Annotated in this window: 29 protein-coding genes; 11 read left to right on the forward strand and 18 right to left on the reverse strand. The window is 64.5% G+C overall.

Annotated features, from left to right (window positions below):
• Window positions 1-105: 105 nt before the first annotated feature.
• Both C487_RS17825 and C487_RS17830 read right to left on the reverse strand, forming a co-directional pair.
• The gene (locus tag C487_RS17825; protein WP_006187232.1) at window positions 106-1,089 is read right to left on the reverse strand and encodes an LLM class flavin-dependent oxidoreductase; all 984 of its coding nucleotides are present in this window, start codon (window positions 1,087-1,089) and stop codon (window positions 106-108) included.
• 159 nt (window positions 1,090-1,248) lie between these two features.
• The gene (locus C487_RS17830; protein WP_006187233.1) at window positions 1,249-2,856 is read right to left on the reverse strand and encodes an amidohydrolase; all 1,608 of its coding nucleotides are present in this window, start codon (window positions 2,854-2,856) and stop codon (window positions 1,249-1,251) included.
• Window positions 2,857-3,021: 165 nt separating this feature from the next.
• Here C487_RS17830 and C487_RS17835 point away from each other — a divergent pair, with 165 nt between their 5' ends.
• Window positions 3,022-3,411, forward strand: coding sequence for a hypothetical protein (locus tag C487_RS17835; protein WP_006187234.1), 390 nt, complete (start codon window positions 3,022-3,024; stop codon window positions 3,409-3,411).
• 82 nt (window positions 3,412-3,493) lie between these two features.
• Window positions 3,494-4,720: a hydroxymethylglutaryl-CoA reductase (NADPH) gene (gene hmgA, locus C487_RS17840; RefSeq protein ID WP_006187235.1), complete on the forward strand. Its 1,227-nt coding sequence runs from the start codon at window positions 3,494-3,496 to the stop codon at window positions 4,718-4,720.
• A gap of 71 nt (window positions 4,721-4,791) precedes the next feature.
• Here hmgA and C487_RS17845 read toward each other — a convergent pair whose 3' ends face one another.
• Window positions 4,792-5,157, reverse strand: a complete 366-nt coding sequence (locus tag C487_RS17845) for a hypothetical protein (RefSeq protein WP_006187236.1) — start codon at window positions 5,155-5,157, stop codon at window positions 4,792-4,794.
• Window positions 5,158-5,209: 52 nt separating this feature from the next.
• Window positions 5,210-5,734 carry a DUF5817 domain-containing protein gene (locus C487_RS17850; RefSeq protein ID WP_006187237.1) on the reverse strand — a complete coding sequence of 175 codons (525 nt, stop codon included), beginning with the start codon at window positions 5,732-5,734 and terminating at the stop codon, window positions 5,210-5,212.
• A gap of 88 nt (window positions 5,735-5,822) precedes the next feature.
• On the opposite strand from C487_RS17850, the gene C487_RS17855 reads away from it, so the two are divergent.
• The gene (locus C487_RS17855; RefSeq protein ID WP_006187238.1) at window positions 5,823-6,635 is read left to right on the forward strand and encodes a hypothetical protein; all 813 of its coding nucleotides are present in this window, start codon (window positions 5,823-5,825) and stop codon (window positions 6,633-6,635) included.
• A gap of 100 nt (window positions 6,636-6,735) precedes the next feature.
• Here the strand turns inward: C487_RS17855 and C487_RS17860 are convergent, their stop codons facing one another.
• A complete protein-coding gene (locus tag C487_RS17860) occupies window positions 6,736-7,068 on the reverse strand; it encodes a DMT family transporter (RefSeq protein ID WP_006187239.1) in 333 nt (110 codons plus the stop codon).
• A gap of 274 nt (window positions 7,069-7,342) precedes the next feature.
• Here C487_RS17860 and C487_RS17865 point away from each other — a divergent pair, with 274 nt between their 5' ends.
• Window positions 7,343-8,719 carry an NRAMP family divalent metal transporter gene (locus tag C487_RS17865; RefSeq protein ID WP_006187240.1) on the forward strand — a complete coding sequence of 459 codons (1,377 nt, stop codon included), beginning with the start codon at window positions 7,343-7,345 and terminating at the stop codon, window positions 8,717-8,719.
• 36 nt (window positions 8,720-8,755) lie between these two features.
• On the opposite strand, the gene C487_RS21145 is transcribed toward C487_RS17865, so the two are convergent.
• The 3 genes from C487_RS21145 to icd form a co-directional block, all read right to left on the reverse strand.
• Window positions 8,756-8,914, reverse strand: a complete 159-nt coding sequence (locus C487_RS21145) for a hypothetical protein (RefSeq protein ID WP_006187241.1) — start codon at window positions 8,912-8,914, stop codon at window positions 8,756-8,758.
• 132 nt (window positions 8,915-9,046) lie between these two features.
• On the reverse strand, window positions 9,047-9,484 hold the full coding sequence (locus C487_RS17870; RefSeq protein ID WP_006187242.1) for a GNAT family N-acetyltransferase: 438 nt from the start codon (window positions 9,482-9,484) through the stop codon (window positions 9,047-9,049).
• Window positions 9,485-9,721: 237 nt separating this feature from the next.
• Entirely contained in the window at window positions 9,722-10,984 is a 1,263-nt protein-coding gene (icd, locus tag C487_RS17875) for an isocitrate dehydrogenase (NADP(+)) (RefSeq protein ID WP_006187243.1), read from the reverse strand.
• Between the two features lie 592 nt (window positions 10,985-11,576).
• Here icd and C487_RS21780 point away from each other — a divergent pair.
• Both C487_RS21780 and map read left to right on the forward strand, forming a co-directional pair.
• Entirely contained in the window at window positions 11,577-11,702 is a 126-nt protein-coding gene (locus tag C487_RS21780) for a hypothetical protein (protein ID WP_006187245.1), read from the forward strand.
• 74 nt (window positions 11,703-11,776) lie between these two features.
• Window positions 11,777-12,676: a type II methionyl aminopeptidase gene (gene map, locus C487_RS17885; protein WP_006187246.1), complete on the forward strand. Its 900-nt coding sequence runs from the start codon at window positions 11,777-11,779 to the stop codon at window positions 12,674-12,676.
• Between the two features lie 334 nt (window positions 12,677-13,010).
• On the opposite strand, the gene C487_RS17890 is transcribed toward map, so the two are convergent.
• Window positions 13,011-13,211 carry a DUF7835 family putative zinc beta-ribbon protein gene (locus C487_RS17890; RefSeq protein ID WP_006187247.1) on the reverse strand — a complete coding sequence of 67 codons (201 nt, stop codon included), beginning with the start codon at window positions 13,209-13,211 and terminating at the stop codon, window positions 13,011-13,013.
• A gap of 254 nt (window positions 13,212-13,465) precedes the next feature.
• Between C487_RS17890 and C487_RS17895 the strand changes: the two genes are divergently transcribed.
• Window positions 13,466-14,005 (forward strand): HIT family protein, encoded by a 540-nt coding sequence (locus C487_RS17895; RefSeq protein ID WP_006187248.1) that lies wholly within the window; start codon window positions 13,466-13,468, stop codon window positions 14,003-14,005.
• A 155-nt stretch (window positions 14,006-14,160) separates the two neighbouring features.
• Complete coding sequence (locus C487_RS17900; RefSeq protein ID WP_006187249.1) at window positions 14,161-14,568, forward strand: cupin domain-containing protein; 408 nt, start codon at window positions 14,161-14,163, stop codon at window positions 14,566-14,568.
• A 23-nt stretch (window positions 14,569-14,591) separates the two neighbouring features.
• Here the strand turns inward: C487_RS17900 and C487_RS17905 are convergent, their stop codons facing one another.
• Window positions 14,592-14,828, reverse strand: coding sequence for a glutathione S-transferase N-terminal domain-containing protein (locus tag C487_RS17905; protein WP_006187250.1), 237 nt, complete (start codon window positions 14,826-14,828; stop codon window positions 14,592-14,594).
• A 112-nt stretch (window positions 14,829-14,940) separates the two neighbouring features.
• Here C487_RS17905 and C487_RS17910 point away from each other — a divergent pair, with 112 nt between their 5' ends.
• Entirely contained in the window at window positions 14,941-15,420 is a 480-nt protein-coding gene (locus C487_RS17910; RefSeq protein ID WP_006187251.1) for a redoxin domain-containing protein, read from the forward strand.
• A 32-nt stretch (window positions 15,421-15,452) separates the two neighbouring features.
• On the opposite strand, the gene C487_RS17915 is transcribed toward C487_RS17910, so the two are convergent.
• The 4 genes from C487_RS17915 to pyk form a co-directional block, all read right to left on the reverse strand.
• Window positions 15,453-15,818 (reverse strand): winged helix-turn-helix domain-containing protein, encoded by a 366-nt coding sequence (locus tag C487_RS17915; RefSeq protein ID WP_006187252.1) that lies wholly within the window; start codon window positions 15,816-15,818, stop codon window positions 15,453-15,455.
• A gap of 93 nt (window positions 15,819-15,911) precedes the next feature.
• Window positions 15,912-17,165, reverse strand: coding sequence for a tRNA (N(6)-L-threonylcarbamoyladenosine(37)-C(2))-methylthiotransferase (locus tag C487_RS17920; protein ID WP_006187253.1), 1,254 nt, complete (start codon window positions 17,163-17,165; stop codon window positions 15,912-15,914).
• Window positions 17,166-17,376: 211 nt separating this feature from the next.
• Complete coding sequence (locus C487_RS17925) at window positions 17,377-17,736, reverse strand: DUF7312 domain-containing protein (RefSeq protein ID WP_006187254.1); 360 nt, start codon at window positions 17,734-17,736, stop codon at window positions 17,377-17,379.
• A 68-nt stretch (window positions 17,737-17,804) separates the two neighbouring features.
• On the reverse strand, window positions 17,805-19,562 hold the full coding sequence (gene pyk / locus C487_RS17930; RefSeq protein ID WP_006187255.1) for a pyruvate kinase: 1,758 nt from the start codon (window positions 19,560-19,562) through the stop codon (window positions 17,805-17,807).
• Window positions 19,563-19,697: 135 nt separating this feature from the next.
• On the opposite strand from pyk, the gene C487_RS17935 reads away from it, so the two are divergent.
• Window positions 19,698-19,985: a GYD domain-containing protein gene (locus C487_RS17935; protein ID WP_006187256.1), complete on the forward strand. Its 288-nt coding sequence runs from the start codon at window positions 19,698-19,700 to the stop codon at window positions 19,983-19,985.
• A gap of 63 nt (window positions 19,986-20,048) precedes the next feature.
• On the opposite strand, the gene C487_RS20745 is transcribed toward C487_RS17935, so the two are convergent.
• From C487_RS20745 to metG, 3 genes are all read right to left on the reverse strand, one after another.
• Window positions 20,049-20,204 (reverse strand): HAMP domain-containing histidine kinase, encoded by a 156-nt coding sequence (locus tag C487_RS20745; RefSeq protein ID WP_006187257.1) that lies wholly within the window; start codon window positions 20,202-20,204, stop codon window positions 20,049-20,051.
• A gap of 60 nt (window positions 20,205-20,264) precedes the next feature.
• Window positions 20,265-21,029 carry a potassium channel family protein gene (locus C487_RS17940; protein ID WP_006187258.1) on the reverse strand — a complete coding sequence of 255 codons (765 nt, stop codon included), beginning with the start codon at window positions 21,027-21,029 and terminating at the stop codon, window positions 20,265-20,267.
• Between the two features lie 124 nt (window positions 21,030-21,153).
• A complete protein-coding gene (metG, locus tag C487_RS17945) occupies window positions 21,154-23,268 on the reverse strand; it encodes a methionine--tRNA ligase (protein ID WP_049908258.1) in 2,115 nt (704 codons plus the stop codon).
• A gap of 316 nt (window positions 23,269-23,584) precedes the next feature.
• Between metG and C487_RS17950 the strand changes: the two genes are divergently transcribed.
• Window positions 23,585-24,397: a 7-cyano-7-deazaguanine synthase gene (locus C487_RS17950; RefSeq protein ID WP_006187262.1), complete on the forward strand. Its 813-nt coding sequence runs from the start codon at window positions 23,585-23,587 to the stop codon at window positions 24,395-24,397.
• Window positions 24,398-24,466: 69 nt separating this feature from the next.
• Here the strand turns inward: C487_RS17950 and C487_RS19845 are convergent, their stop codons facing one another.
• Window positions 24,467-24,775 carry a prolyl oligopeptidase family serine peptidase gene (locus C487_RS19845; protein WP_083864666.1) on the reverse strand — a complete coding sequence of 103 codons (309 nt, stop codon included), beginning with the start codon at window positions 24,773-24,775 and terminating at the stop codon, window positions 24,467-24,469.
• Between the last annotated feature and the right edge of the window lie 110 nt (window positions 24,776-24,885).

Here is a 24,885-nt window from a genome sequence, read left to right on the forward strand (position 1 = left end):
ACGCGCGGTGTCTCTTCTCACAGGCCACCAGCCAGCCGCTCCCGATCGATCCCCGTGAGGGGCGGACTCGCGATGTCGGTCGGCCCGCCATCACCGACGCTTCCGCTACAACCGATCCGGCGCGAGCGCGTCGATCGTCGTCTCCGCGACCGCGTTCGAGGCCGGTTCCGGAACCACGACGATCGGGTGATCGATTCCGGTCTCGGCGACGAGCGTCCGGAGCCGATCGCGGGCCTCGGCGGGCGGTCCGGCGACGCCGAGATCAGCGACCATCTCGTCGGTGACGGCGCTTACGGCCGCGCTCCGCTCGCCGTCGCGCCACGCCTCGGCGATCCGGTCCGCCTCGTCCGGGAACTCGGTCGCGACCGCTCTGCGATACCCCTCGCCGCTCCCGACGTAGTACGCGACGTGTCGCCGCAGCGTGTCACGGGCCTCGGTCGGGTCCGCACTGACCGCCGCGGGCACGTAGGGCGCGATCGTGATGTCGCCCGGATCGCGGTCGCGTTCCCGCGCGGCCGTCGCGACCTCTTCGAACGCGTCCTCGAGCCGCGAAAACGGGATATTGTGCGGGATCCAGCCGTCACAAAGCCGGCCGACGACGCGGCGATTCGCCGGCCCGAGTCCGGCGTGGTAGATCGGGACCGAGCTCTCGATCGACGGGAACGCCGCTGCCTCGAGCAGTTCGCCGTCGTAGTCGACCGGCTCGCCGGTCCCCGCGGTGAACGCGCGCAGCAGTTCGATCGTCTCGTGAGCGCGCCGTACCGGCCGGTCGAACGCCATCCCGTGGAGGTCCTCGACCGCCGCGGCCGTGCTCGTGCCGAGGCCGAGCGTGAACCGCCCGTCGGACGCGTCCTCGAGCGAGGCCGCCGTCATCGCGAGGACGGCCGGCGACCGGGAGTAGACGTTCAGGATCGCGGTCCCGATTTCGATCTCCTCGGTCCGACAGGCCATTTCGGTGGCCTGGACGACGCCGCTGGCACCCCAGAGCTCGCCGACCCAGACCGCGTCGTACCCCTGCGATTCGGCGCGGACGGCGACGTCCGCGAGGTCCACGTCGCCGAAGGCCGTGACCATGAGTCCAACGTCCATGCGCCTCCCGTTGTGCTCCAGTGACAAAAATCGACGCCTCGGTCGGGTCGCGCACTCCGGCCGATTACCGGCTACGAACGGCCCTCCCGCCCCGTCACTCGTGTTCGGCGTCCGTCCCGAGGGTGGTTCGAAACCCTGTCGGTGACATCTGTGCTCCTCTCATGCCCCGCGACCGTCGAAGACGACCTCGCCGTCGACGAGCGTCATCGCGACGTCGATCTCGTCGATCCGATCCGAACGCTCCCACGGCGACGCCTCGAGCACGACCAGATCGGCGCGCTTGCCGGATTCGACCGTCCCGAGTCGGTCGTCGTCGAAGCCGGCGACGGCTGCACCCCGCGTGTACGCTCGCAGCGCCTCGGTGACCGAGAGCCGCTGTCGGTCCGTCGGCGCGTTCACTGCGTGGTGGACTCCCAACAGCGGGTCCAACGGCATGCAGTCCGAGCCGAACGCGAGGGGGACACCCGCATCGAGCACCCGGCGGAACCGGTTCGTCCGCTCGCGTCGCTCCGTGCCGAGACACCGGTCGTAGAGCCCGCCCTCGGCGGCCCAGCGATGGAAGTTCGGCTGCATCGAGGCGACGATCCCCGTCTCGGCCATGCGCTCGAGGTGGTCGTTGGTCGCCAGTTCCGCGTGCTCGATCCGGTGGCGCGAGCCGCCGGGATCCGCGGTCGACTCGAGGATCGACAGCGTCTCCGCGATCGCTTCGTCGCCGATGGCATGGACACAGACCTGATACCCTTCGCCGTCGGCGCGGTCGACGAGGGTGGAAAGCGCGTCGGGGTCGACGACCCACTGCCCGCGGTCGCCGTCGGGTGCGGGCGTATCGTCTTCACGACTGGCATCGTCTGTAGCGTCCCGGTCTCCGTCTGCGTCCGCGTACGGCTCCCGAAGCCTCGCCGTCCGACTCCCGAAACTCCCGTCCGAGAAGGATTTGATCGCCCCGGTCCGGACCCGTTCGCCGCCGTCGTTCGTCCCGACGCCGATGTCGACGAGCGCCTCGAGGTGGTCGCTCCAGTAGTCGATCCGGACGCGCAGGGGAAGGTCGCCGTCGGCGGCCATCTCGCGGTAGGTCCGCGGGGCGACCGAACCCCGAACCTTGTCGTGGACGCCGGTGACGCCGCGTTCGACCGCGTACTCCGTCGCGGCCGCGAGCACTGTCCGCATCTCCTCGCGGTCGGCCGTGAGCCCCGTCCTGACCGCCTCGGCGGCGTCCTCGACGGCGACCCCGGTCGGCTCGCCGCCCTCGGTCCGGAGGTCGGAGTCGGGCAGGTCGTCGGCGAGGCGCTCGAGCGCGACCGTGTTCAGCGAGGCGGTGTGTAGATCGACCCGCATCGCGACGACCGGCCGATCCTCGCTGACGCGGTCGAGGGCCGCCCGTGTCAGCGGCGTCGACCGTGCGTCGGTCCATTCGCTTTCGTCGTAGCCGAATCCGAGAATCCACTCGCGGGCCGGGTCACGCGCGGCCTGCTCGCGGAGCAGTCGCACACACTCGTCGGGACCGTCGGCGTCCGAGAGATCGGCGTGGACGAGGTGTTGCCCCAGTTGCTCCATGTGCGTGTGCGCGTCGATGAATCCCGGGAGGACGACCCGCCCGCCGCAGTCGATCACGTCGGTTTCGACGCCCGCGAGGAACGTGACCTCGGACGGTCTCCCGAGACGGACGATCTCGCCGTCGCGGATCGCGACTGCGTCGGCGACGGTATCAGGCTCGGTGAGCGTGTGGACCTCCACGTCGACCAGCAGGCGATCAGCGGCCGCAGTCATGCGAAAGTGCCGGCGGGCGAGCGACAAAACAGTTCCGTCCTCGCACGGATCGCGCGCCCGTCGGGAGCAGTAGGGTTCGCCAAACAGCCCACTCGAGCGCGTACGACGGGCTTACGGCCCCCGCTCGAGCGCAAGGTTGACTTGGCCGTCAGTTGACCGGCCCGTATGATCGATCGCGAAGGCCGCGTCATCTTCGGCTCGTTGCTTCTGGTCGTCCTGTCACTCGCCGGATCGATCGCCGTGGAGCGCCAGTTCGGAGTCGCGATCTGGGACCGACCGCTCCTCGCGTTCCTCCTGTTCGCCGGCGTCGCCGTGGCGGTGCCGCAATTGTACCTCGCGGCCACCGACGACACCGAGGCTCGGTTCCGGAGCAGGGTCCGGTTCGCTGCGGTCGCGACGGCGACGCTCGCGATCGTGTTCGCCGCCGATGCGGACGGGGGTCGCCATCTGGTGATCGCCCTACTCGGAACCGGTTCGATCGTCGCGCTCGTCTGTTACGAGGTGGTGGCGGACTATCGCACGCCGAGCGACGACTCCGTGACGGGAGTTCCGTAACCGCCGCAATGCCGTCACCGTGACCGTGGGCTTCCCGTGGCAATCAGCAACTGTTAGGACCCACCACCCTCTTGGCCCATCCATGACGGACCCCGAGGACCTCGCCGAGCGGGTACGCGAGGGCGACCTTCGCATTCACGAACTCGAGGAGCACGCCGACTACGACACCGCAGCCCACGCACGCCGGTTGCTCGTCGAACGCGAGACGGGAACCGAACTCGAGGCGATCGGCGACTACGCGTTCCCCGCCGAGGAGGCGGATCCGAACATCGAGAACATGATCGGCGCGGCGCAGGTGCCGATGGGCGTCGTGGGTCCCGTTCCCGTCGCGGGCGGCGCGGCCGACGGCGAGCACTACCTGCCGCTCGCGACGACCGAAGGCGCGCTGCTGGCGTCGGTCAACCGCGGCCTCGGCGTGATCCGGTCGGCCGGCGGCGCGGACGCGCGCGTGACGAAAAACGGGATGACTCGAGCGCCGGTCTTTCGGGTGGCAGGCGTGGCGGAGGCCGCCGAGACGGTCGAGTGGGTCGAGGACGAGTTCGAGACGCTCCGGGCGGCCGCCGAGTCGACGACCAGCCACGGCGAACTGCTCGATATCGAGCCCTACGTCGTCGGCGACTCCGTCTACCTGCGCTTCGCCTACGACACCAAGGACGCGATGGGAATGAACATGGCCACGATCGCCACCGGCGAGGCCTGCGAACTCGTCGAGAGCGAGACGCCAGCCTCCCTCGTCGCGCTCTCGGGGAACCTCTGTTCGGATAAGAAACCGGCCGCCATCAACGCCGTCGAGGGACGGGGACGCTCCGTGACGGCCGATGCTCTGATCCCCGGCGAACTCGTCGAGGATCGCCTCCACACGACCGCCGACGCCATCGCCGAGGCCAACACGCGAAAGAACCTGATCGGCAGCGCCAAAGCTGGAAGCCTGGGGTTCAACGCTCACGCCGCCAACGTCGTCGGCGCGGCCTTCCTCGCGACCGGCCAGGACGAGGCCCAGGTCGTCGAAGCGGCGAACACGATCACGACCATGGACGCTCGCGAGCGCGAGGACGGCACCACCGACCTCTACGCCAGCGTCTCGCTGGCCTCGCTCGAGGTCGGAACCGTCGGCGGCGGCACGAAACTTCCGACCCAGGCCGAGGCACTCGATATTCTCGGCCTCCGGGGCGGCGGCGACCCGCCGGGCTCGAACGCCGACGCGCTCGCCGAGATCATCGCCGTCGGCGCGCTCGCCGGCGAACTCTCCCTGCTCGGCGCGCTCTCTTCGCGACACCTCGCGAGCGCTCACGAGGATTTGGGTCGGTAGCGTCGACAACTCTGTCTCGCAGACAGCGCATTGCAGTTCGGGTGCGCTCAGTCAGGCGGGACCGAACCCGGTCAGCACTCCGCTGTTGGCTCCCCGGACCCGTCGTCGCGGCGTCGCCTCGTTCTGATCGCGATGTACCCACCCGACAGGACGAGCAGTACCAGTCCGAGCGCGACGTGGGCTCCCGTCGATCCGACCAAGACGAGAAGCCACCCGACGGCACCGCCCCCGTGTCCGAGCGTGAGATCGTACTGCCCGACGCTCGCGTGGACCGCGGCGAGAGCGGCGAACGTCGCCGCGAGAACCCATGTCGCCCCGACGGTGGCGTCGATTCCGACGACGGTCTCGCTGACGACTCGTCCGTAGACGAGCAACCCGATCGCGGCCACCAGCCCCGCGCCGACGACAGGTGCCTGGAGGTCGACGGTTTCTGCCATACCCTACGGACCCCCCGTGACGGGATAGCCGTGGCGATACGACGCCGACGACCTACAACAGTCGATACCGCCCGCGGCTCTCGCTGACGACCCCGCGCCGCGTCAGTTTCTCGAGCACGTCCCGTGCGTCTGCGGCCGAGACGCCGCGCTCACTGGCGTACTCGGCGACCTCGTCGTCCGTCGGTTCCTCGAGCGCGTCGAGGGCCCCTTCGACGATCTCCCGTTTGCTCCCGCTGCGGCTCGGCCCGCGCGGGTCGCGGTCGCCGGCCGCGTCGACCTCGTCGACATCCAGGCCGGATTCCGCGAGATACTCGTCGTCGTCGACGACGCCGTCGGCGACCGCCGTCTCGAGGGCGGCAAAGGAGTCCAGTTCGGCGAAGGCCTCCCCCTCGCCCTGGCGGGTGGCGAGCATCGAGGCGCGAACGTCGCGGGCGTGGGCGGCGTCGTCGGTCTCGACGAACTTCTTGCGTTTCTCGTAGGCCCGGCGCGAGCCACAGCGGGGACACTGGGTCGTCTCGGAGCGCCCCTCGATGATCCAGAGGTTCGAGCACTCGCTACAGCCGACGACGGCGTACATGTCTTGCCGTGAGCGTTCGACCCTGTTTAATCGCTCGGAGTGGCGGCAAGTGACAACGCTTCTGTATGCGCCCCGCCAGGGGTGTCCCATGAGCGACGACGAAGGCATCGACACGCCCGACGAGATAGCCGGCATCGGTGATGCCCGCGCGGTGCTCGGTATCGATCGCGACGCGGACGACGACGTGATCGATGCCGCGTTCGAACGGCTCGCCGACGACGCGGACGGCGACCGATACTGGACCGCGGTCGCAGCCCGCGAGGTCGCCCGACTCGGCTCGGTACGGAACGGACTGGTGATCGCCGACGTGCTTCGGCGGCAACCGACGCCGGCCGATCTCACCTCCCTCGCCGATGCGGCGTCACTGCTCTCGTACAGTCCGCCGCCGAGCGAGTCGCGGCAACGAACCTCCTACAACCGCGGTCTCAGTCGCACGCTCGAGACCATCACCGAGCGGCTCGCAACCCTCGCGGCGGGGTCCGAGTTCGACGTCCCCGAGGGGACCGTCCGAGCGGTCGAGGTCGCGTCCCATGCGCTTCGAGAGCGGGATCTCACGGCCGGAAAGCGGTGGGTGCTCGGGCCGGAAGCCGGGACGGAGACGACAGCGAGCGGCGGGTCGGCCGCCGAACCCGACCCGATGCCGGACCGAGACACGCTCATCCACGGGTGGGCGTACAGCGTCACCTCGGACGGCTCGATCGAGTACTACGCCGCGCCGAACGGCGATACGCTCATCAGACTCACGACGGCGACCGCTCCCGGCGGCCCGGAGACCGGCTGTGAAGCGACGCGTATCCGGGACGGCGACGACTGGGAGACACGAACCGGCAGATACGGTGAACTGAAGCGCCTCGTCAAGCGATGGATTATCGACCACGACGCGACCGATAGGCCCCGCTGACCGTCACTGCACACTTGCTCGCACGACGGTCGTGCGAGCGGCGTGTCCCTCGGTCCGATGCCCCCGTCTCGAGTCGAACCCGACTGCGACGCCAGCGTGCTCAGTGTGCGGAGACGTCCGAGAGGACGTTCAGACAGTAAACGCCGGCGAGGATGAGTCCCATCCCGGCGACGGCCGCCCCGTCGAGGTGTTCGTCGAACGCGAGCACGCCGATGGCCGCGACGCCGATGATCCCGAGCGCGGCCCACGTCGCGTAGACGATGCCGACCGGCAACTCCTCGAGCGTCAGCGAGAGCAGATAGAAGGCGAGGCCGTAGCCGATCACGACGCCGAGACTCGGCAGCGGTCGCGAGAACCCGTCGGAGAGTTTGAGGGCCGTCGTTCCGAACAGTTCCGACAGGATCGCCCCGCTGAGTATGACGTACGGGTTCATACAGCGACGTAGTTATAGAAAACTACTATTCCTTTCGCATCGCTGCGGATCGACGGGACGGAACCCGCCGGTATCCGCGGACCCGTGTGTGCGCCGTCGCCGTTTCGCCGCTGTGGAACGGGGTTCGCACACGACCTCGAGCCGGTGTGACGGTCGACGAGTACAGCAATCACGCGAATAGTACGGCCGTCAGCGGGGCAATCAGTGGGTCCGTGAGCACGCTAATAGCTACGAATACCACGGAGTTATATATTCGACTTCGAAAGAGGGACCGATGGCAACCGAGTCACGGTCGTCGGACTCGTGGGGTATCGGACGGATCGGGTCGTTTCTCGAGCGTCTGGGGCCGACGTGGCTCGCCGGCGCGATCGCGGCGGGGCCGGCGACCATGGCCAGTCTGCTGGTCGCGGGCGCGAGCTTCGGCTACGCCCTGCTGTGGGTGGTCGTCCTCTCGGCCGTCCTCGGGACCGTCGGGCAGTATCTCTCGATGCGGCTGGGACTGCTCACCGAAGCGGGCATCGTCGCGGTCGTCGAACGCCACCTCGGCTCGCGGTGGGCCTGGGTGCTCGTGATCGACGTTGTAGTAGCTGCGGGGTTAGCACAGCTCGTGATTATGAAGACGCTCGCGGACGTGACTGCGACGATCGCCGCCAGTGCGGGCGTCGGTATCGCCGCCCTGACCGATCCGCGACTCTGGGGCGTCGTCTGGGCGGTGGTGCTCGCCGGAGGGCTCGCGGGAGGTGGCTACCGCTTCGCGGAGGTCGGCGCGAAGGTCCTCGTCTCGGTCGTCGTCGCCGCGTTCGTCGCCTCGGCGTTCGTCGTCCCGATCGACCCGACAGCGGCGGCGAGCGGGCTGCAACCCACGATCCCGGCCGGCGTCGACGGGGCGCTCGTCGCCGCGGGCATCCTCGGCGGTGCGGTCCACATCACGCTGTTGACGATGCAAAGCTACACGATGCGCGCCCGCGGCTGGACGCGCAGCGAGACCGACATCGCGACGTTCGACGTCGTCAGTTCGATGCTCGTCGCTTTCGGCGTCTTCAGCCTCGCCGTCTTCCTCGTGGCGGCGAGCGTCCTCCCGTCGACCGGCGTCGATCCGGCGACGATCGACGGCGTCGGAGCCGCGCAAACGCTCGGTCCGATCGCCGGCGAGTACGCCACGTGGCTGTTCTTCGCCGGACTGTTGGGTGCGGCAGTTTCGACGCTCGGGGGCAACACGATCGTTCCGCCGTACCTGCTCGCCGACAAGTTCGGCTGGGATCGGTCCGTCGATGATCCCCGCTACCGGGCCACGATCGTCGTCGCCGCGCTCGTCTCGGCGATCGGCCCGTTTCTCGGCGGGACGTTCTTCCAACTTCTCGTCCTCACGCTCGCGTTCGGACTCGTCGGGACACCCTTCGCTATCGCGGTGCTCCTCTCCCTGTTGAACGACCCCAGCGTCGTCCCCGAGACGAACTCGGTGCCGGCCAACGTCGGCGGCCTCGCGCTCTTTGCCGTCGCCACCGTCCTCGCTGGCGAGTTCGTCCTCGCGGAACTCGAGACGGTCACCGAGCCGCTTTCGGCGTTCGTCGTCGCCTTCGCGGCGGCGATGGCACTGGCGATCATCGGCGTCGCTGGGCGGTACGGCCGTGATAGGGTCGCCGCTCGCTGAGCCGGATCGCGCATCGGTCGCGTTCGCGACGCGAGGTCAACCCAGAACGGCGGTGATCACCGCGAAGAAGACGAGCGCGCCGCCGGCGGTAACGGCGGCCGAGACCGTCAGCGGCAGGAGGACTCGCGCGGCCGTCCGTACCGTCTCCGTCGCCGATTCGACCGCGGTTGCGGGACCGTGAACGTCTCGTTCCATACCAGCGATGCCCACATCCTGGCCCTTGAAAGTCAGTCAGACGGCCGACAGACGCCGATGCGATTTCAGCCGCGTCCGTCTGTGTGTTACTCGAGCGGCTGGCCCGAACACGTTTTCCGGACAGTCGTGGCCTCAGTCGATCGCTTTCCGCATCTCGACGTGCGGGATACCGGCTTCCTCGAACTCCTCGCCGTGGCGTTCGTACCCCAGGCTCCGATAGAAGTCGGCGGCCCGCGTCTGTGAGTGGAGTTTCAGCGCCGTGATTCCCGCATCGATGGCCCGCTGTTCGAGCGCGTTCATCAGTGCGCGACCGACGCCGTCATCCCGGTGGGACTTGCGGACCGCGACGCGTTCGACTTTACCCACGCCCGCCTCGTACTCGCGCAGTCGCGCCGCACCGATCGGCTCCGCACCGTCGTACGCGACGAAGTGGACGGCGGTCTCGTCGTGGTCGTCGTACTCCAGTTCTTCGTCGACGCCCTGCTCCTCGACGAACACCGCCCGTCGGACCGCGAAGGCGTCGTCGCGCTCGCGATCGGTCTCGGCGGCCCGCACCTCGAGATCGTCCATCGAACGGGTGTACGGCCACCGATGACGAGTGCGTTACGATACGCGCTGCTCGAAGCGTGACTCGCCGTTTGCCGGACACGCCGGAAAGAGAATCGGGAGAGTAGAACGCTTCCGAGAACCCCCTCCAGGAGGTTCTCGGGTACGTCAGAACGCCTCACGTTCTGACTGTCCGAAACGCCGGCGTCCGCCAGCGTTTCGATATGCTTGCGATGTCGCCGCAAGCGGACGAGAACCCCTCTACGAGAGTTTCTCGATGTTCGTGACGACTTCGTCGGCGAACTCGCTGGTGGCGAGTTTCTCGGCGTCCTCGAGGTTCCGCTCGAGGTCGTAGGTAACCTTGCCCGAGGAGATGGTCTCCTCGACGGCGTCGCGGACGAGGTCGGCGGCGTCGTCCCAGCCGATGTAGTCGAGCATCATGCGGCCCGAGAGGATCATGGCGGTCGGGTTGACCTTGTCCTGGCCCTCGTACTTGGGCGCGGAGCCGTGGACGGGTTCGGCCAGCAGGAGGCCGTCGCCGAAGTTCGAACCGGGGGCGATGCCGAGGCCGCCGATCTGTGCGCCGGCGGCGTCGGACATGTAGTCCCCGTTGAGGTTCATCGTCGCGATGACGTCGTAGTTGTCCGTGCGGGTCAGGAGCTGCTGGAGCATGTTGTCGGCGATACGGTCGTTGACGACGACCGCGTCCTCGGGAGCCTCGCCGTCACGCTCCTCCCAGAGGGTGTCCTCGGTGATGACTTCGTCGCCGTACTCCTCTTCGGCGACCTCGTAGCCCCAGTCGCGGAACTGGCCCTCGGTGAACTTCATGATGTTCCCCTTGTGGACCAGCGTGACCGAGTCGCGGTCGTGTTCGAGGGCGTAGTCGATGGCGCGGCGGACGAGTCGCTTCGTCCCAAATTCCGTGATCGGCTTGACGCCGATGCCGACGGGGCCGTCGTGGATGGTGTTGTCGAAGCCCATGTCCTCCTCGACGAACTCCTTGACTTCCTCGACTTCGTCGGTACCTTCCTCCCACTCGATGCCGGCGTAGACGTCTTCCGTGTTCTCACGGAAGGTAACCATGTCCATCTGTTCCGGCTCGGAGACGGGCGACGGGACGCCGTCGAGGTAGTAGGTCGGGCGGACGTTCGCGTAGAGGTCGAGTTTCTTCCGCAGTGCGACGTTCAGCGAGCGGAAGCCGGCACCGACGGGTGTCGTCAGCGGGCCCTTGATCGCGACGCGGTGTTCCTTGATCGCTTCGACGGTCTCGTCGGGCAGGTTCTCGTCGTACTTCTCGCGGGCGGACTCGCCGGCGTAGAGACGCATCCAGTTGATGTCGCGGCCGGTCGCCTCCGCGGCGGCCTCCAGGACCGTCTGTGCGGCGGGACCGACATCGCTCCCGACACCGTCCCCGTAGATAATCGGGATGATCGGGTTATCAGGAACCTCGAGTTCGTCCTCGGTTCCCTCTTTCAGCGTGATCCGTTCCCCGTCCTCGGGGACCTCGATCTTGTCGTAGCTCATTTCGTCTGTACGGTTCTTCGACGGGGGTAAAAGGTCTACCATTTCCATCGCGGGCCGGCAAAAGTTGAACGATTCCCTGCCCTTCTTGAGTGGCTCATCCTCCCGAAAACGCCCGTGTTGGCGGAGACACTAGGTCGGCGTATGGCGGCTCTCGATATGGTGTCCCATCATATGGTGGGTACACGCACGCCGAAATCAGCACGTTCGTCCGCACCCGTCGTTTGTACACCCTTCGACGGCGCGGTTGGCGGAACGGACTCCCCGTGGCTGCCACCGCGAACCGACGTCCGCCCGCCGGGTGCGTCGTTCGTGCCCTCGGTCTCGCGGTGGTCACGGGACTCGAGTCGATACCGGCGACGTTCGACGTGGATCAATGGCGTCTCTCACGCCGTTCGACACCAGGTACGCGGCGAGTATAACGCGTGGCGACCGTTTCATCGATGTCGACGGCGTTACGGGTCGTTTCCTTCCCGAACGGTCGGTTCAGCGAACCGTTCGGTTGCCGCCCGAGGGATGCCACCGCCGCCTGCGGCCGGGGATTCGACGATCGTCGTGAGGAACATTTATTATTGACGTATCCGTGGATCGAACCATGTTTCGAGCGCCGCAGTACGCCTCGAGTCGATGTCCGCGCTGTGACGTGACGCTGTCGAACGTGCAAGGGGTCGTCGCCTGTCCGGCGTGTAACTGGATCGATGGGGAGCCGACGACCCACTGAGACGGCTGCGAGTCGTCTCCAGCGTTCGTCGGAGAGACGGAACCTCTTTTTGTCGACCCATCCAACCCCGTGATATGGCCGAATCCGAGGTGGACCTCGAGTCCGAGAAGTACGAAAAGCACCGCGAAGCGGGGGCGATCCTCGCGCAGGTACGTGAAGAAGCCGCCGAGCGCGTCGAGGTCGGTGCGAGCCACCTCGAGGTCGCCGAGTGGGCGGAGGACCGAATCCGGGAACTCGGCGGTCAGCCCGCGTTCCCCGTCAACATCTCCGTCGACGAGGAGGCAGCCCACGCGACGCCGTCGATCGACGACGAGACGACCTTCGGCGAGGAGATGATCAACCTGGACATCGGCGTCCACGTCGACGGCTGGCTGGCCGACACTGCCATCACCGTCGATCTCTCCGGCACTCCGGAACTCGCCGAGGCCTCCGAACAGGCCTTGGAGGCCGCGCTCGAGATCGTCGAACCCGGCGTCGGGACCGGCGAGATCGGGGCCGAAATCGAGGACGTCATCGACGGCTACGGCTACAACCCCGTCGTCAACCTCACTGGCCACGGGCTGGGTCACTGGGAACAACATACCTCGCCGAACATCCCGAACCGCGCCGTCTCGCAGGGGACGACGCTGGAGGTCGGCGACGTCGTCGCGATCGAGCCGTTCGCGACCGACGGCGGCGGCAAAGTCACCGAGGGAGCGAGCGAGGAGATCTTTTCGCTCGAGCGCGAGGGCACGATCCGAAACCGGCAGGCCCGCGAGGCCCTCGAGCAGATCACCGACGAGTTCCGGACGCTGCCGTTCGCGACGCGATGGCTCGAGACTGACCGACCCGAAATGGCGCTGCGCCGACTCAAGCGCAACGATATCGTCCACAGCTATCCGGTGCTCAAGGAGGACGACGACTCCCTCGTCAGTCAGAAAGAGCACACGCTCATCATCACCGAGGACGGCTGCGAAGTGACGACCGAACGGTGACCGTCTTGTTGAGGTAACGACCGCGACTCACACTCGCCGCGGACGTCGGTGTATTACGGGACGGCGTGATCGGTATCGTCTGTCGTTGGCCGCCGCTATCGTCGTCTCCGACTGTAACGAGGGAGGAGCCAGAAGCTGACGCGACAGCCACCCGCGACCGTCTGTTATCGCCGTTTACGAGCGCTGTAGGGAGCGAGCGTGCGTGAGACTCATCCGTTCATAGAAATTCCACACCCAGTCACGCCAAGGGGAGGTCCGCCATCGACGAGCGACCGATCTGGCGGGCACCAACCTGAAACGGGTCCGAATCGAGTCCTCGTATTCCCACCACTCGTTACGCGTTGTTCATCCGCTGACTCGAGCGGTTACCACACCGTTGACACTCGCTCACCCGGTACGGTTCGCGGGAGAACTGTGCGTTTTCCTGCTTGACGCTTTCAGTTCTGATCTGGACGGACACCTCGTGGAGCGTTTCTAAGTCACACTCCTCACAGTGCTCGGTCATCCCGTTGACGGAGTCATCAGTCGTTGCCATTATCTGATTACTTGCAGTAGCCCTATCTTAAACCCACGCTTCATTTTGAGCCGTGAGCCATCAAAACCGCATGAGGGCGGCGACCTCGATTCGAGATCGTCTGAGAGCGTTCGATACCGTTTAGATCCGGTTTTCGTGGCTTTATAGGGGAATTATGAGTCACTGTTGCATGGATTTACGGACGAATTACCCGTTCGTTCCGGCCCGAGTCGGCGGACTGAAACGCTTTAGGGACACCTCGAGTGGTATCGAACATGGAACAGGTGTTCGCACCGTGGCGAATCGAGTGGATCAGACGCGACGAACCGAACCCCGAGATCGAGGAGTGCGTCTTCTGTGAACTCCCCGATCTGGGCGACGATCGGGAGAACTTGCTCGTCGCGCGAAGCGAACACGCGTTCGTCATGCTGAACAACTATCCGTACAACCCGGGACACCTGATGGTGATCCCGCATAGCCATACCGGCGAGTACGCGGCTCTCGCGGAGGATGTCCTGCTCGATCATGCCTGCTTGAAACAGCGGACGTTCGACGCGCTCGAGGCCGCCCTCGAACCGGACGGTTTCAACGCCGGCTTGAACCTCGGTGATGGGGCCGGTGGCTCGATCGACGACCACCTCCACACACACGTCGTGCCGCGGTGGGAGGGCGACACCAATTTCATGCCCGTGCTCAGCGAGACGACGGTGATCGTCGAGGCGCTCGAGGCGACCTACGACCACGTCCACGACGCGTTCGCCGCACAGGAGGGGACGACGGTCCCCAGCGAGGGCGGTGCCGTCGTCGTCGAGTGACGGCACCGCTCGCCTGCGGGTGATCCATGGCCCCGACAGTCGGGGACGCGCTCGAGCGCCGCTGGACGGGTGGATCGATCCCCCAGCGCCATAGCCGGCACCACGGGCCAATCGACGGGACACTTTTGATGATAGTTGACGTGGGTTAGGATAGCATGGACTACGAGGTAGTTCACACCGACGACGTGCCGATGAGCGATCTCTCCGCGGTCGACGAGGCCCCGCCGGACCTCCGTATCCGCGCGCTCGACGACTTCTTCGACACCGATGCGCTCAATCTCAAACTCTGGTACTTCGAACCCGGCGAGGAGATTCAGTACCACGCGCATGCCGAACAGGAGGAGCTGTACTACGTCCTCGAAGGAGAGTTCTCGCTGAAACTCGGCCGTTCGGGCGAGGAAACGTACGTCGACGCCGGCCCGGGGACGTTCTGGATCGCCAAGCCGGCGGTCGGCCACGGCCACCGCAACGTCGGCGACGAGGAGGGCGTCGTCCTCGCGATCGGTGCACCCGCGGTCGAGGACCCGGGACTGGATCCCCACGGACTCGACGACGGCGACTAGCCGCGGCGAGCGCCCGCCCCGCGTCAGGCGTAGGTCGTCTCGAGATAGTCGAGGATGCGGTCCGACTCGGCCATCGTCACGCCGGACGCTTCGTCGACGACGACCGGCACCTGTCGCTGGCCAGAAACGCGCTTGACCTCGTCGCGCTTCGAGTGCAGTCCCTCGACCCAGACGCTCTCGTAGTCGACGTCGAGTTCCTCGAGTCGATCCACGACGTGTTCACAGTACGGACAGCCCTCGAGACGGTAGAGCGTTATCATATCTCTCGCTACGGGACGGGCGGTCAAAAGAATACGTCCTGACGCGTCCGATATCGGCGGTCCCTTCGGCCGCGGAACGGAGTTTTTTGTAGTCACGTGACAGTCCTCACGTATGCCTCCGAGCGAGGGTGAGACTGTACCCGACTTCGCGTCGCTCCTCTGTGACGGCGAGACGTTCCGCTCGACGCCCTTCTCCGACGCGCTCGGCGCTCGCGGCGGCGTCGTGGTCTGTACCGGCTTCGTGTTCAGCGCGATCGCACGGAACTGGTGGAAGCGCTTCGTTCGCGCCGGCTGGGACGAGTTCGACGGCGTGCCGGTACTCGGCGTGAGTCGCGATGGTCCCTACGCGCAAAACGAGTTCCTCCGCTGGCTGGGTCGACCGGACATCCGGTTCTTCGTGGATGTCAACGGCGACGTCAGCGAGGCGTTCGACCTGCTCGGCGACCGGTCGCACATGGCGAACGTCTCGACGCCCTGGCGCTCCGCGTTCGTGCTCGATCCCGACCGCGAGGTCCAGTACGCTTTCGTCGCTGACGACTGGATCTCGCCGCTCCCCGTCGCGGACATCGAGACCGCCGTCGCGGACCTGTAACGAGACGGCCTCGAGCCCGGGGAGCCCCGTGGTCAGGGCTCACAGTACAGCAGTCGCCCGTTGCACGTACACTCGATCCGAAGCGGCTCGTCGTAGGTCACCGAGACGTGGTCCATCGCCCGGACGTAATGTCCTGGGGTTCCCGTCCGTGACCGCTCGTTGAGTTGTGAGAGCAGTCCGGCTTCGTGCAACTCCTCGACTTTCCTGTACGCCGTCGACTGGGGGAGATCGAGGGCCTCGGAGATATCGCTCACCGTCGCCGGCTCCTCGACGTATAGAAACACCGCTCGCGCGTCGTCGTCGCTGAGCAGGTCCATGATTCGGTAGGGGTCACACCCGAGTTCGCCGTCCCGGTCGATCCGCGGGCACCGACTCGGTTGGTCGACTGTGTCGCCCATATGTCACACTTCGGTCCGTCCTTACTTTGCTCCCGGTCCCTATTCCCGAGAACTGGGAGCCGCCGCCACCGGTCGAGCCCCGATGCCGTGACGCTATCTCGGCTTCCCGAACGCGTACATCGTCTCGTGGGCCGTCACCTCGAGATCGACGAAGTCGCCGGGCGCGATGCCGTAGTCGCTCGCGTTCTGGACGATGAGCTGTCGGTACGCGGAGTCACGACACTTGACCGAGTCGGCGGTGCCCTCCTCGACGACGAGGACGTCTTCCCGGACCTCGCCGACCATGTCCGCGTAGGCATCGGCGACGAGGTCGCGTTTGACCGCGCTCATCTCCTTCGAGCGCTCCTTTTTCACCGTGCCGCCCAGCCCCTTCATCTCGGCGGCGTCGGTTCCCGGCCGCTTCGAGAAGCGAGTGACGTTGATCTTCTCCGGACGGGTCTCGCGGAGCAGCGCCATCGACTGTTCGTGGTCCCGATCGGTCTCGGTCGGGAAGCCGACGATGAAGTCCGTCGACAGCGTCCAGTAGTCCAGGTAGTCGTCGAAGGTCTCGACGACCTCGACGTACTCCGCGACCTGATGCTGGCGGCGCATATCGCCGAGCACGTCGTCGCTGCCCGACTGAACGGGCGCATGCAGGAAGTCGTAGAGTTCGTCGTACTCGGCGAAGACGGCGGCGAGTTCCTCGCGGATGCCGTGGACGCCCTTCGGGTTGGCCATCCCGACGCGGACCCGGAAGTCGCCGTCGATCTCACAGATCGCCTCGAGCAGCCGGTGGAGTTTGCGGTCGCCCTCGTCCCAGCCGTAGACGCCGGTGTCCTGTCCGGTGATGCGGATCTCCTTCGCGCCGGCGTGGATCAGCGCGCGGGCCTTCTCGACGTTCTCCTCGATCGAGGGGGAGTCGATCTTGCCGGTGGCCTGCTTGGTGATACAGTACGAGCAGTCGGACATACAGCCCCGCGCAATCGGGAGAATGCCGACGACGCCGTCGAGGATGGGTTCGGCGTCGGGCGTCGTCGTCGGACACTCGCCGTTGGTGACGGCTTCGGGAACCTCGTCCCAGTGGAGGACCTGGCCGTCGACATCGGCTCGGTCGAACTCCTCGCCCTGGGCGAGCGCCATACAGCCCGTGATGAAGAGATCGGCCGTCTCGTCGGCCAACTCCTCGGCCCGCCGGAGCATGTTGCGCTCGGTCTTCTCGACGACCGTGCAGGTGTTGAGGATGGCGACATCGGCCTCCTCGGCCCCGTCGACCCGGTAGTGGCCCGCATCGCGGAGCCGGCGCTCGATCTCGCGGCTCTCCCCGCGATTCGACGTACAGCCGTAGGTTTCGATGTGATACCGGGCCATTTGCTTGAACCGTTCTCGGGGCTGGTAACGCAAAAACGCGACGGATCGGTGCCGTCGGCGAGCAGCCGGCATGACGGCCCCCTCGCCGGTCACTGCTCATCCGCGTCGCCGTCGTCGGCCACCGTCTCGAGTGTCTCCGCGCCGGCGGCGAACCGCCGTGACGGTCGGCGGCGGTCTTCCCGTTGTACGCTTGCGACGCCCACAGGAGCCGTCACATGGGGACTCCGAGTAGCCGTACGAGGACGAGCACCGTGGCGATTGCCCCCAACATCACGAACAGCGCGTTCTCGAGGTCCGGATCGCCGGGCTCGATCGGCGTCGATCCGGCTTCGGGCGCGTGCTCGGCCGCGTCGTCTGCCGCCCCCGTGCCCGGACCGGAGAGATCGATCGGAATGCGGTCGCGGCCGCCGTCCGACTCGTCGCCGACCGTCGGGCGGTCAGCCACACCCCACTCGTCGCTCGAGTCGCCGCTCGCAGAACCGTCTCGCGGTCCAGCGCCCGGGTCCGTCCCCGAGGGATCGGTCCGTCGGTCGTCGGTCGTGTCGCCGTTCCCGGGGGACTCGTCTGGCATACGCGACCGTACTCGGTCCGTCGTCAAAAACCCGTGGTCCCGTCGCGGACCACCATTCCGCGGGCGGCTCAGAGCCGCTCGGTTCGGTCCCCGATCTCGCCGCCGTAGACGATGCCACGCTCGGCGTCGATGGTGACGATTTCGCCGTCCTCGAGGTCCGCGATGTCCGCGTCGCTGATCATCGGCAACTCGAGTTCGCGCGCCACGAGCGCCGGGTAGCCGGTCATCCCCCGTTCGGCGTTGACGATGCCGCCGAGTCGGCTCGTGTCGCCGGTGAACTCCGCGTCGAAATCGGCGGGGAGCGCGAGGATCGCGCCGTCGGGCACGCCCGAGAGGTCGCCGTCCGTCACGCGGACGACGGGACCGGTCGACCGCCCCTCGACGACGACCTGGCCGGTCGTCAGTGCGTCCGCGGCGACGTGGACCTTCAGCATGTTCGTCGTGTTCGCCCCCTCGAGGTCAGTCATCATACCACAGAGGACGACGACGGTATCGCCGCTCTGTGCGACGCCGGCGTCCAGTGCTGCCTGCACGGCCTTCTCGACGACGGCGTCCGCTCCCTGATCCGAGACGGGCGCGTACAGCGGCGTCACACCCCAGGTCAAGGCGAGCTGGCGGCGTACCGTCTGGCTCGGCGTCGAGGCGACGACCGGTACGCCCGGACGGTACTTCGCCGTTTTCAGCGCCGTATATCCTGACTCCGTCGCGGCGACGACCGCGTCCGCGTCGATATCCCGCGCCAGGAACCGCGCGGAGCGCGCCAGGGCGTCCGTCCGCGCGTCGCCCGACGCCGGAACCCGCTGCTCGAGCAACTCGGCGTACTCGTTCGAGCCCTCGACCTCGCGGACGATGCTATCCATCGCGTCGACGACCTCGATGGGGTGGTCGCCGACCGCGGTCTCGGCCGACAGCATGACACCATCGGTGCCGTCGAGGACCGCGTTGGCCACGTCGGACGCCTCGGCGCGCGTCGGCCGCCGGGCGTGGACCATCGAATCGAGCATCTCCGTCGCCGTGATGACCGGCCGGCCGGCCTCGCGACACTTCCGGATGATGCGCTTTTGGATCATCGGCACGTCCTCCATCGGACACTCCACGCCGAGGTCCCCGCGCGCGACCATCACGCCGTAGGCCGCGTCGATGATCTCGTCCAAGTTCTCGACCGCGCCGGCGCGCTCGATCTTCGCGATGATCGGAATGTCCGCGCCATTCTCCTCCAGCACTTCGCCGACCTCGTAGACGTCCTCGGCGTCCCGGACGAAACTCGCCGCGACGAAGTCGACCCCTTTCTCGGCCGCCAACTCGAGGTCCGCGCGGTCTTTCTCGGTGACGACGTCGAGATCGAGTTCGACGCCGGGGACGTTGACGCCCTTGCGCCCGCTCAGTTCGCCGCCGGTGTCGACCCGCGCTCGAACCCCGTCGCCGTCGTGCTCGAGGACGGTCGTTTCGATCAGTCCGTCGTCGAGCAGGATTCGGTCACCGGGTTCGACCGCGTCGATCGACACCGAGAGTCCGACCGTCTCCGGCGTCGCGTTCTCACCTTCGACGAACCGGATCTCGGAGTCGGTCTCCAGCGTCACCGTCTCGCCATCGGGCAGCGGCGCGGTTCGGATCTCCGGTCCCTTGGTATCGAGCATGATCGAGACGGGTTCCGTCCGCTCCTCGTCGACCGCTCGGACGCGATCGATCAGGTCGGCCCGATCCTCGCGGCTGCCGTGGCTCGCGTTCAGCCGCGCGACGGACATTCCCGCCTCGGCGAGTTCGCGGATCGTTTCTCGGTCGTTCGACGCCGGACCTAGCGTACAGACGATCTTCGCATTTCTCATGCCGGGACCTACCGGTAGCACTACCTAAAAGATAGTCACTTACTCGCGTTCGAGTACCCGATCTCGATCCGGCTGCGATCGGTCCCGTCGCTTGCCACGTCAACCGTTTTCCACGGACCGGCCGTCGAGTTCGACATGCCAACCTACGCAACGCTCGTCGAGCTCACCGACCGTGACGTCCAGAACGCACAGGAACTCGCGACGATCTGGGGGGAAATCAGGACCGAGTTCGAGAATCACGGCGCGGAACTCCACGACTCCTACGCCGCACTCGGCGAGTACGACTTCCTCATCGTCTTCGAGACCGACGACAACGAAGCGGCGTTCAAATCCGCGCTGACGCTCCACCGACACGGCCTCGAGGGGACCACGATGGAGGTAGTCGATACCGACGACTTCTCGGACGTCGTGGACGAGGTCTGATCGGTCGGCTTCAGAGTGACCGCACCCGGTCCGGAGTCTCGAACGAGGTCCCCGAAATCGGCTCTACTCTCCACCGACGGTATCGCCGGTCACACTCCCGGCTCGGGAGGCAGTCCCTGCACCGAACTCGAAGCGAACGCCACCGTCATCGGTGTTGGCGATCGTCAGCGACCAGCCGTGGGCCTCGGCGATCTGCTGGACGATCGCGACCGTCGACACCGACGAGGTCTCGAACGCGGGTGGCGGGATCCGATCGCCACACGACGCGGGGAACTCGAGTCAGTCCGCCGGTCGCTCGAGCAGCCCGATGACCTGCTCGCCGCTGACGACTTCGGGGATGACGACCTCGTCGGCACCGACCTCCCTCGCGACCGACTCGTACATCTCCTCGCCGACGCGAACGAGGATTTCGGGCGAGGACTCGACCGTCCCACTGAGGATCGCGATCTGGATGTTGACGTTCGAGTCGTCGATCGCGGCGACGAGTTTCGACGCGCGGTCGACGCCCGCCTCTCGCAGTATCTCGTCCCGTCTGGCGTCGCCTTCGACGAGCAGGTGTCCGTCCTCTCGCGCTCGCTGGGCGGTGTCCTCGTCGTTCTCGACGACGACTACGGCTCGCCCGTCGTCGTCGAGGTGGTTCGCGATCGTGCGCCCGAACATTCCGTAGCCGCAGACGATAACGTGGTCGTCGGTCTCGGTGAGTCGTCGTTTCATCGTTGCTCTGGTCACTTCCGTTCGTATCTGGCCCCCGAACGCCGCAGCGAGAACCGTTTCACCGATCCACAGTCCCGAGAGGACGAGTCCGGCCCTCACCAGGACCGCGTACGCTTTGGTCGCTCGTTCCGGTCCGTCGTGCTCGGCGAAGTGGAGTTCGATGCTCGTCAGATCGACCAGCCAGAACGTCGCTTCCACGAGTTCGACCCCGCCGAGGATCGAGAACCCGAGGACGCCAGCGACCACGACCCCGACGAAGCTACCGATCGGTGCCAGCGCTCGTCGTAAGATCGGCCGATCAGTGAGGGCGGAAACGAACGCGGTCCGCACAATCGGTTTTCGGTAACGATCGACATATAGTTGATTGGTAACACAACCGGTACCCGAGAGAGCCGTCCCGCCGGGTGAGAAAAAATAGTCGTCCGTTTCGAGTCAGCTCACCAGTCCGTCGGCGTTACCGAATCTTCTCGCCGACGTCGGCGTCGCCGTGGGTCGTCAGCAGGTCCGCTTCCTCGCCGGCCGCGAGGATCATCCCGTTGGACTCGACGCCGAACAGCTCCGCTTTCTCCATGTTCGTGAGCAGGACGCACTTCTCGCCCGGCAGTTCGTCGAGATCGTGCAGTTGTTTGATCCCCGCGACTACCTGCCGCGTCTCGAAGCCGATGTCGACCTCGAGGCGCGCGAGGTCGTCCGCACCCTCGATACCCTCGGCCGACTCGATCCGGCCGACGCGGATATCGAGTTCTTGGAAGTCGTCGAAACTGATTCGCTCGTTGGCGAGCGCCTCGAGGTCATCGCTCATGGATTCGTCTTCGGTTTCGGTGGCTGCTTCGATTCGGTCTCGCAGCCTCTCGTTGAGATCATCGATGTGCTCGTCTTCGATTTTTTCGAACAGTTCTTCTGGCTCATTGAAGTTTCTGGGCGGCGATTCGAGAGCTGCGTTAAGATTGACTTCGTGGACTTTGCTGTCCTCACCCAACTGGTCCCAGAGGCGCTGGGTCTTGCCGGGTAGTATAGGTGTAGCAAGGACAGCTACTGCTTTGACTATCTGCACACAGTCATAAATGACTTGTTTGGCACGCTGGGGTTCGTCATCCGTAAGGTGCCACGGTTCATTACGTTGAATGTACTCGTTTCCGAAGGCCGCGAGCGCGACGGCTGCGTCACCTGCTTGCTTAATCGAATAGTCATTAATGGCATCCTTGAACTCCGTGACGGCTTCCCTGATACGCTCGGCGACTTCTTTAGAAGTCGTCGCATCGGGTGTTCCGTTGTAGTTTCGGGCTGCGAAGAGCAAACTCCGGTAGGCGAAGTTACCGACAGTGCCAACCAGTTCGCCGTTGACTCGTTCTTGGAACTTCTCCCATGAGAAGTCCACGTCCTGCTGGAAGCCGCCGGTTGTGATGAGGTAATACCGGATAAGATCGGGATGAAATCCTTCGTTCAGGTAGTCGTTTGCCCACACCGCTCGATTTCGGCTAGTTGAGAACGCCTGTCCATCAAGATTGACGAAGCCGCTGGCCATGATCGCACGGGGCTCGTTGTAGCCCGCTCCCCGCAACATCGACGGCCAGAAGATGGCGTGGTGTTGAATGATATCCCGACCGATAATGTGGATTATTTCACCGGTATCGGCGGCTTCCCATGTCTCAGAGTCAGCTTCGTCCGGTTCTCCGGCTTTCGGAGCGCCATCCTTCCATGCTGCTTCCCAATCGAACTCTCCTTGACCGACGCGCTCGCTGTACTGCTTTGTTGCAGCTATATATTCGACTGGAGCGTCGACCCAAACGTAGAGGACCAGTTTATCTCGCCCCTCAGGCAACTCGCCGGGATATTCGATACCCCAGTCCATATCTCGGGTGATACACCAATCTTCGAGTTCACCCATTATCCACTCGCGGGGCTGATTACGGGCGTTTGACGTCCCTTCGAGCCGTTCGATGAATCCCTGCAAGTATTCTTGAAAGGCCGAAAGGCGGAAGAACTTGTGTGTTCGGGGCCGGTATTCTGCGGGATTTCCGGTAATCGTACTCACCGGATCCTCTATCTCGCCGGGTTCAAGGTGGCGCTGGCAACCCTCGTCACACTCATCGCCCCGAGCTTTCTCCCCGCAGTATGGGCAAGTTCCCTCAACGTACCGGTCAGGCAGAGGCTGTTCGGCCTTCGGATCCCATGCAACCTCGATTTCGTCCTCGAATATGTGCCCCTCCTCTTCGAGTTTGAGGACAATCTCTGACGTGAGTTCGACGTTAGTCTCCTCACGCGTATGACCAAAATAGTCAAAATTGATGTTGAATTCTGGAAACCAATCTTTATACTTCTCGTGGTTCCGTAGGGCGAATCTTTCTGGCTCCACCTCTTCTTTTTTTGCGTTGATGGCAACGGGGGTTCCATGCATATCAGACCCACAGACGAACGCCGTTTCTTGACCAAGGATCTCTAGTGCGCGAGTATACGCATCACCGCTGAAATACGTACGGAGATGGCCGATATGTAGACTACCGTTGGCGTACGGCAACCCACACGTCACTACTGCTGGATTGTCTGTGGGGAAATCATCGTGACTCATATCTTAAACTCCGTTTGCGAGAGTGTAAAACCCGACGATTTCCATATTCAAACCTAGATCCAGTCGTAATATACGATAGGTTCGGTTGTTCCTTCGAGTGATCGACTGAGTTTCAAAATGATGGGGCCGGCCGTGTATCACGACTTAGGGAACTTTCCACAGCAGCATATCATAGGCGCAGAAAATTGGTAAAGAGTTCCTTTAACTTTTGAAAGACATTTTCACAAGCCATAAATACAATAATTACTTATGGATAAAGTTTATATGATAGAGGTTGTAATACAATCATGTCTCGTAGAGAGACAGGCAAAACAGAATGTCCGACAATAACAATACCGATGCGGCTGCCGTTTTCTCCGGAGGTCCGGATTCGACTGCAGCAGCGCTCTGGGCAAAAGAAAATGGCTATGATGTGGAACTAGTCAGCTATCAGTTCCACGATGAGAAGCAATACGGGGAACTTCGATCGGCGATGAAAGTAGCAGAACTCCTCGATATGGAGCATACTGTCATTGACTTCAAAGCGCCGACGAACGCGTTCGGTGAAAACGCGCAGATGTTCATGCACGCGGGTACTGATACTGCCCTCCAGAAGCAAGAGGGAGACGAACACGCCATGATGGTGAATCACAAGAAAGCGCCCCATCTAGTCCCGTTCGCGTCGGGTGTTCTCCTCTCAATGACAGCATCCTACGCCATCTACAACAGTGCAAACTCAGTTATTTGGGGAGCGACTGCCGACGACGGTAGCAACAATGTTCATTACCGTCAAGAATTTGCGGACGAACTCGCTGATTTCGTCTCTCGAAAGGAGGACTACCCCGTCGAGATCGCCTTACCCATTGCTGACAAGCACAAGTACGAAATCCTCGAGACATACAAGGGCCGGGAGGATCTGTTTGCTGAAACATGGTCCTGCAAGGAACCTGTAGGTGACACCCAGTGTGGTACCTGTGCAGCATGTGTCGCACGCCGTGTTTCCGCAGAGATCGCGGGAATTGAGGACCACACGACGTACGATCAGGACGAGTATGAACACCCATTTACCGACGCCCAGATTGAAGATCCATCGCTCATCGATGATGATGAACTCCATGAGATTGGTGGTAGTCCGTTGTCCGAGACATAATTAGAACAACAATTAACATATTTTAACCAATTTAAATTCGTAAATGCTGTGCAGACGGCTAAAGTGTTCTCAAAGCTGATTTTCGAGATATGACTTCAGTATACCTAAGACATGCTGCTTTTGCTTTATGTCTGAGCTACCATGTCCCTGTTCATCGAGTTCATGATAGACAAAGTCCTCGCCCTTGACCCACCCCCTACTCTTGAGTGCATCTCGGAATGTCCGTGCCTGTGATATTGGACAAAGGGGGTCATTGACTCCGTGAAGTATCAACACCGGTCTTTCGGCCTCACTTATATGTGTTATTGGGCTTCTCTCCTCCCATAAGTCTGCGTTCTCATTTGGATCTCCCATCTGCAGTTCAAGTTTAGACTGGATGTATGTGTTTAGCCCGAGCTGATTTCGGTACTGTCTCGTAGGAAGCGTTCAACGGACGCGACATGAACAGGCAGCAGACATCGGATACGACTCTCCAGGATGGGCTCCGC

Source organism: Natrinema pallidum DSM 3751 (assembly GCF_000337615.1).
GTDB classification, from domain to species: domain Archaea; phylum Halobacteriota; class Halobacteria; order Halobacteriales; family Natrialbaceae; genus Natrinema; species Natrinema pallidum.